The sequence below is a fragment of the Flavobacterium sp. genome (assembly GCF_028712645.1).
GTDB lineage: Bacteria > Bacteroidota > Bacteroidia > Flavobacteriales > Flavobacteriaceae > Flavobacterium.
The window spans coordinates 1-7,468 of record NZ_JAQTPQ010000173.1 but is presented as its reverse complement, the minus strand read 5'-3'; the positions used below and the strand labels follow the sequence as shown (position 1 = coordinate 7,468).

Below are 7,468 nucleotides of genomic sequence, written 5' to 3'. Positions count from 1 at the left end.
GTGCTTTCATTGCTTACCGAATTACTTCCAATAAAAGCAAAAACGAACAATCTAAAGACAAAGGTGGAAAAAACAAAACCACAAACGTAGCCGGAATTGTTGTTGTTCCTAAAACTTTCGATAATAATCTTTCGCTCTCTGGTTCCATCGAAGCCAATGAACAAGTAGAAATTCGATCTGAAGTTTCAGGAATTGTCGAAGGAATTTATTTTAAAGAAGGAAGCAATGTCAGCAAAGGACAATTACTCTTCAAAGTAAACGACATTGAGTTGAGAGCACAATTGACTCAAGCTAAAACTAAAGAAGGTTTGGCATCTGAAAATGAAAGAAGAGCTAAATTGTTGCTACAAAAAGAAGCTATTAGTGAGGAAGAATACGATGTGGCAAGAGCAGATTTAAAATCCACTCAAGCGCAAAGTCAATTAATACAAGCACAAATCGCTAAAACTTCGGTTCGAGCACCATTTTCAGGAAAAATAGGATTGCGTTCCATTTCACCAGGAACATACATCACCCCTTCCCTTCTGGTTGCCAAATTAATCAATATCAGCCAACTGAAAATCACCTTTTCTATTCCTGAAAAATACGCCAATCAAGTAAAACCTAACTCCAATTTAAGTTTTACTGTTACTGGTTCAAATGAAAAGTTTGTTGCTAAAATTTACGCTATTGAACCCGAAGTTCAAATCTCGACGAGAACTTTACAAGTTCGTGCCATCACTGAAAACAAATCCGGAAAATTATTACCCGGCACTTTTGCCAACGTAGAATTGCCATTAGACATTATTAAAGATGCCGTTGTAGTTCCATCAGAAGCAATAATACCTGTTCTAAACGGGAAGAAAGTTTTCATTTCCGATATGGGCAAAGCCAAAGAAGTTATGATTGAAACTACAACTAGAACAGATGCTTCAGTTTTAGTTTTATCTGGATTAAAAGCTGGTGATACACTAATTACAAGTGGAGTTATGAGTTTAAAAAATGATGATTCCGTGAAAGTGAAAGTTAAATAGATGTCAGTTGGCAGTTGGCAGAAAATCCTAAATCACAAATCCTAAATCACAAATTCAAAAATGAGTTTATCCACATTAAGTATAAGAAGACCTGTATTTACCATAGTAATGAACTTGACCATCATCTTGTTCGGAATTATAGGTTATACTTTTTTAGGTGTTCGTGAATTTCCTTCTATTGATCCTGCTCAAATTTCGATTCGTACTAATTATACTGGTGCCAATGCCGATATTATTGAGTCTCAAATTACAGAACCTCTAGAAAAAGCAATCAATTCTATTGATGGAATTCGGAATATCACTTCCTCAAGTAATCAAGGAAACAGTAATATTACAATAGAATTCAATTTAGACAAAGATCTAGAAGCTGCGGCAAACGATGTTCGGGATAAAGTTTCTCAAGCCATTAGAAATTTACCACAAGATATCGATTCTCAACCTATAGTTTCTAAAGCTGACGCCAATAGTGAAGCCATTATTTCAATGACCGTTCAAAGTGATACTCGAAGTGCTTTAGAACTGAGTGATTATGCCGAAAATGTGATTAGTCAGCATCTAGAAACGATTCCTGGAGTGAGTGGAATTCAAATTTGGGGACAAAAAAGATATGCTATGCGTTTGTGGATTGATCCCGAAAAGCTAGCTTCTTATGGCATTACAGTTGCCGATGTTCGAAATGCACTTAACAAACAAAATGTAGAATTACCTTCTGGAAAAATTACAGGAAATAATACTGAACTGACTGTTAAAACAGTTGGAAATTTATCTTCTGCCGAAGAATTTAATAATATAATTATCCGCTCAGATGGCGAAAAAATAGTTCGATTAAGTGACATTGGTCGAGCAAATCTTGATGCCGAAAATATTGAAACCCAAATGACCCAATCTGGCACACCACTCGTAGGAGTTGCTATTGTGCCACTTCCTGGAGCTAATTATCTTGATATTTCAAAAGCATTTTACAAAGAATTTGACAAATTACAGAAAGATTTACCCAAGGATATTAAACTCAATATTGCCATAGATAATACTGTTTTCGTAAAAAGATCAGTTCTTGAAGTAGCAGAAACTCTTGGTATTTCATTACTTCTGGTAATATTGATTATCTATTTATTTTTCAGGGATTGGGCAATTGCATTCCGACCTTTAATTGATATTCCAGTTTCGTTGATAGCAACATTTTTTATTATGTGGCTTTTCGGATTTTCGATAAATGTCTTGACTTTATTGGCAATTGTATTAGCAACCGGATTAGTAGTAGATGACGGAATTGTCGTCACCGAAAATATTTTCAAGAAGGTAGAACAAGGAATGACTCCTATCGAAGCGGCAATCAAAGGGTCAAATGAAATATTTTTTGCTGTAATTTCAATATCAATCACATTAGCTGCTGTATTCTTGCCTGTAATATTTTTAGAAGGATTTGTCGGTCGATTATTTCGGGAATTTGGAGTTGTAATTGGTGCTGCCGTTTTAGTGTCAGCCTTTGTTTCATTGACTTTGACACCAATGTTGAATGCCTATTTAATGAAAGGTGGCGAACAAAGAAAATCAAAATTCTATATTAAAACTGAGCCGTTTTTCGAAAAATTAAACGCAACTTATGCCAATGCTTTGGAGCGTTTTATGAAAAGAAAATGGATGAGCTTTCCAATTATAATTGGGTGTTTCGGTTTAATTTATTTGTTTTTTAACGTGCTTCAAAAAGAAACAGCTCCCTTAGATGACCGAAGTGGATTTGTGTTGCGAATGGCAACTCCCGAAGGTTCTTCTTATGCTTATACTGACCGATTTATGCAAGAAATTTCTAAATTGGTAGATGATTCTATTCCAGAAAAACAGGTAAGTTTAGTAATCACTGCGCCTGGATTTAGCGGTGGAGGTTCAGTAAATAGTGGCTTTATTCGAGTTTCTTTGAAAAATCCAAATCAAAGGAAGCGATCCCAAATGGAAATTGCAGACCAATTAACCAAATTGACTAAAAAATATCCAGATGCCAAAACATCAGTAATGCAACAACCTACAATTGCTGTAAGTCGTCGTGGTGGTTTACCAATTCAGTACATTATCCAAGCTCCGAATTTCGAAAAATTACAAGAAAAAATTCCGTTGTTTATGGATGAGGCTTCAAAAAATGAGACTTTTTCTATAACAGATGTTAATCTAAAATTCAACAAACCTGAAATTAATGTGACTATCGATCGTGAAAAAGCAGAAAGTTTAGGAATTTCTGTTATTGATATTGCTCAAACTTTACAACTTTCGTTGAGCGGACAGCGTTTTGGTTATTTTATGAAAAACGGAAAACAATATCAAGTTATAGGTCAATTTGAAGAAAAAGACCGCTCGAAACCATTAGATTTAACTTCGATGTATGTTAAAAATAACAAAGGGGAATTGATTCAAATGGACAATGTGGTGAGCATTGAAGAAAAAAGTAATCCACCACAATTGTATCACAATAACCGATATATGTCGGCTACAGTTTCGGCAGGACTTTCACCAGGCAAAAGTATTAGCGATGGAATCGATGCGATGAATGAGATTAAAGACAAAGTATTAGATGACACCTTCACTACCGATTTAGGTGGAGAATCAAGGGATTTTGTCGAAAGTAGCTCGAATACTTCTTTTGCTTTTGGATTAGCTTTACTATTGATATTTTTAATTTTGGCAGCTCAATTCGAAAGTTTTATTGATCCATTTATTATTATTCTGACTGTGCCAATGGCGGTTGCTGGTGCGCTATTTTCGCTATGGTTATTTGACCAAACTTGGAATATTTTTAGCCAAATTGGAACTATTATGTTGATTGGTTTGGTAACCAAAAATGGAATTCTGATTGTAGAATTTGCAAATCAATTGCGGGAACAAGGAAAATCTAAAATTGATGCCATTCTTCAAGCTTCCGAAGAACGACTTCGACCAATTTTAATGACCAGTTTAGCCATTGCTTTAGGGGCTTTACCAATTGCACTATCAATTGGAGCTGCTTCAAAAAGTAGAATTGGAATGGGAGTTGTCATTGTTGGAGGAACAATTTTCTCCTTAGTTTTAACCTTATTCGTAATTCCGGCTTTGTATTTAATGTGGTCTAAAGCTCGAAAACATTATCCAGAATTTGACCACATTGAGGAATATGAAAAAGAAAGTAAATAATTTATTAGATATAAAAACTTAAACCTAACAGGTTTTAAAAACCTGTTAGGTTTTGCTGAAAACTCACAGAATAATTCATTTTATGAAAACTAAAAACATATTAAAAAGTCTGGTTTTATTTCTGTTTTGCATAGTGAAAACTAGCGCTCAAGAAGTTTTGACTGTCGAAGATGCTGTGAAAATTGCATTGGAAAATAATTATGAAATCAAAATAGCATCCAACAATTTAAACATCGACAAAACTAATGTAAGCACTGGAAATGCAGGAATGTTACCCAAAGTCACAGCAAGTTTAGCAGATAATAATAACATTCAAAACAGTTCGCAAACACGTCAAGACGGCACGGTTACTTCGCTAGATAACGCAAAAAGTAATAGTTTAAATTATGGAGTAGGATTAGATTGGACGGTCTTTGATGGTTTTAAAATGTTTGCTAAACTCGACCAATTAAAAGAATTACAAAAGTTAGGCGAAGCACAATTAAAACTGACCCTAATAACAAAAATTAGCGACGTAAATGCAACCTATTTTGATTTGGTTCAACAACAACAACAATTGGCAGCTTTAGACACAACAATCGTGATTTCTAATCAAAGATTAGATTTGGCTCAAAATCGTTTTATAATTGGGAAAGCCTCAAAATTAGAAGTTTTGAATGCACAAGTTGACTTGAATACTGACAAAGTTGCTCTTTTAAGACAAAAAGAATTATATAAAAACACCAAAATTTTATTGAATCAAATTCTTGCCAGAGATTCAAAAACTGATTTTAAAGTAGTTGATGCGATTGTTGTTGATAGTAAATTATTGCTTCCCCAATTATCGACTTTGGCTGAAAAACAAAATCCACAATTGGAGGCACAAATTATTAATAAAAGAGTTTCGGAATTACAATTGAAACAAATAAAAGCGGCAAGATATCCAACGGTAAATGTAAATACGGGTTACAATTTTTCAGAAAGTCATTCCAGCCTTGGTTTTACTTCACAAGCATCGGCTAGAGGACTTAATTACGGATTTAAAGCATCCTTAAATTTATTTGATGGACTTTCGCAAAATCGTAACGAGAAAATTGCTCAATTTGAAATCGAAAATTCTAAAATAGCCATTGAACAACAAAGTTTAGCACTCAATTCTCAATTAGCCATTTCTTATCAAACTTATTTGACAAATTTGGAATTGATTGATTTGGAGGAAAAAAACGAAGCTATTGCCAAACAAAACCTGAATATTACATTAGATAAATTTAGAATTGGAACAATAACCACATTAGAATTCAGAACAGCACAATTGAATTATATTAATGCAAAAGTGAGAAATAGTAATGCGCAATTTCAAGCAAAATTATCTGAAATTGCTTTGAAAGAATTAGCTGGAAGTCTAACATTCTAATAACTTACTTCTAAATATAACGGAATTTGCAATTCATAAAAAGACTTTCAAGTTTGTACCTTTTCAACTTTGAACCTCGCGAAACATTGATTATATTTGCCACTTCGAAAATTCACATAAAAACACAATGAAAATATCTTACAATTGGTTAAAACAATTCATTAAAATAGACTGGAAATCTGATGAAACGGCTGCTTTATTGACAGATTTAGGTCTAGAAGTAGAAATGGTTGAGAAATATGAATCTGTAAAAGGAGGATTAGAGGGTATTGTTGTAGGACACGTTCTCACTTGCATTCAACATCCTGATGCTGACCGTTTGAAAGTTACTACCGTAGATTTAGGCGATGGGATTCCAGTTCAAATTGTTTGTGGCGCACCCAATGTTGCTGCTGGACAAAAAGTATTAGTTGCCACTATAGGGACCACTTTATATGATAAAGATGGAGTTGATTTTAAAATAAAAAAAGGAAAAATACGAGGTCAAGATAGTCTCGGAATGATTTGTGCCGAAGACGAATTAGGGCTTGGAACAAGTCACGAAGGAATTATGGTTCTTGACAGTACTGTTATTCCAGGTGTTAAAGCCGCAAGCCTTTTTAATATTGAAAATGATGAAGTTTTTGAAATTGGGCTCACACCAAATCGTGCTGATGCAATGAGTCATCTTGGAACTGCCCGTGATTTGAGAGCTGGTTTATCACAAACAGGTATTAATGTTGAATTCATTACACCATCTGTGAGCAATTTTAGAGTCGATATGAGAACGCTTAAAATTGATGTTAACGTTGAAAATTCAGTTCTCGCTCCAAGATATTGTGGACTAACCATTTCTGGAATTAAAGTAAAATCCTCTCCAAGATGGTTACAAGACAGACTGAAAGCCATTGGCATCAATCCAAAAAATAACATTGTAGATGTTACTAATTATGTATTACACGAATTAGGACAACCACTTCACGCCTTTGATGCTTCAAAAATTAACGGAAAAATAATTGTAAAAACACTTCCTTCGGGAACTAAATTTACAACGCTTGATGATGTAGAAAGAAATTTGCACGAAGAAGATTTGATGATTTGTGACGAGCAAGGACCTTTATGTATCGCTGGAGTTTTTGGCGGTAAAAATTCTGGTGTTTCAGATACTACTACTTCTATTTTCCTAGAAAGTGCTTATTTCAATCCGGTGAGTATTCGAAAAAGTGCCAAAAGACATCAATTAAATACTGATGCGTCTTTCCGATTTGAAAGAGGAATTGATCCATCTATCACAGAATATGCATTAAAGCGTGCTGCTTTATTAATACAAGAAGTTGCTGGTGGAGAAATAACATCAGATATTGTTGATATTTACCCAAAGAAAATAGAAGATTTTTCAGTTGTACTCAATTTCAATAATGTAAAGAAAATTATTGGTCAAGAATTATCAAAGGAAATCATTAAAAACATATTAGCTTCTTTAGAAATCAAAATCAATAGCGTTTCTGATGCTGGATTAGGTTTGATAATTCCATCTTATCGCGTTGATGTTCAAAGAGAAATTGACGTTATCGAAGAAATTCTTCGAGTATATGGATACAACAACATCAAATTTTCGGAGAAATTAAATGCCACGGTTTCGAATTCTCCAAGAACTGAAGATTACAAAGTGCAAAACGTCATTGCAAACCAATTGAATTCACAAGGATTCAATGAAATGATGGCTAATTCATTGACAACTCCATCCTATATTGACCTGTCAGAAAACTTGAATTCAGAATGTAATGTGATGATATTAAATCCGTTGAGTAATGATTTATCAGCAATGCGACAATCGTTATTGTTTTCAGGATTAGAAGCTTTATCTTATAATATTAATCGTAGAAATTCTGATTTAAAATTTTTTGAATTTGGAAAAACCTAC

4 protein-coding genes are annotated in these 7,468 nt (G+C 33.9%); all 4 read left to right on the top strand.

Translation table 11 applies throughout. The features are described 5' to 3' along the window. The first annotated feature begins 8 nt into the window (after positions 1 to 8). Positions 9 to 1,013, top strand: a complete 1,005-nt coding sequence (locus PHC28_RS12900) for an efflux RND transporter periplasmic adaptor subunit (RefSeq protein WP_300101200.1) — start codon at positions 9 to 11, stop codon at positions 1,011 to 1,013. Positions 1,014 to 1,073: 60 nt separating this feature from the next. After that, the gene (locus tag PHC28_RS12895) at positions 1,074 to 4,172 is read left to right on the top strand and encodes an efflux RND transporter permease subunit (RefSeq protein ID WP_300101197.1); all 3,099 of its coding nucleotides are present in this window, start codon (positions 1,074 to 1,076) and stop codon (positions 4,170 to 4,172) included. Positions 4,173 to 4,254: 82 nt separating this feature from the next. Continuing rightward, positions 4,255 to 5,565 (top strand): TolC family protein, encoded by a 1,311-nt coding sequence (locus PHC28_RS12890; protein ID WP_300101194.1) that lies wholly within the window; start codon positions 4,255 to 4,257, stop codon positions 5,563 to 5,565. A gap of 127 nt (positions 5,566 to 5,692) precedes the next feature. Continuing rightward, positions 5,693 to 7,468: phenylalanine--tRNA ligase subunit beta (gene pheT, locus PHC28_RS12885; protein WP_300101191.1), on the top strand; the 1,776-nt coding region annotated here is incomplete at its 3' end.

Bases quoted from the DNA above. Each gene is read 5' to 3' on its own strand.
- PHC28_RS12895 (WP_300101197.1), top strand. From the start codon at position 1,074: ATGAGTTTATCCACATTAAGTATAAGAAGACCTGTATTTACCATAGTA.
- PHC28_RS12890 (WP_300101194.1), top strand. From the start codon at position 4,255: ATGAAAACTAAAAACATATTAAAAAGTCTGGTTTTATTTCTGTTTTGC.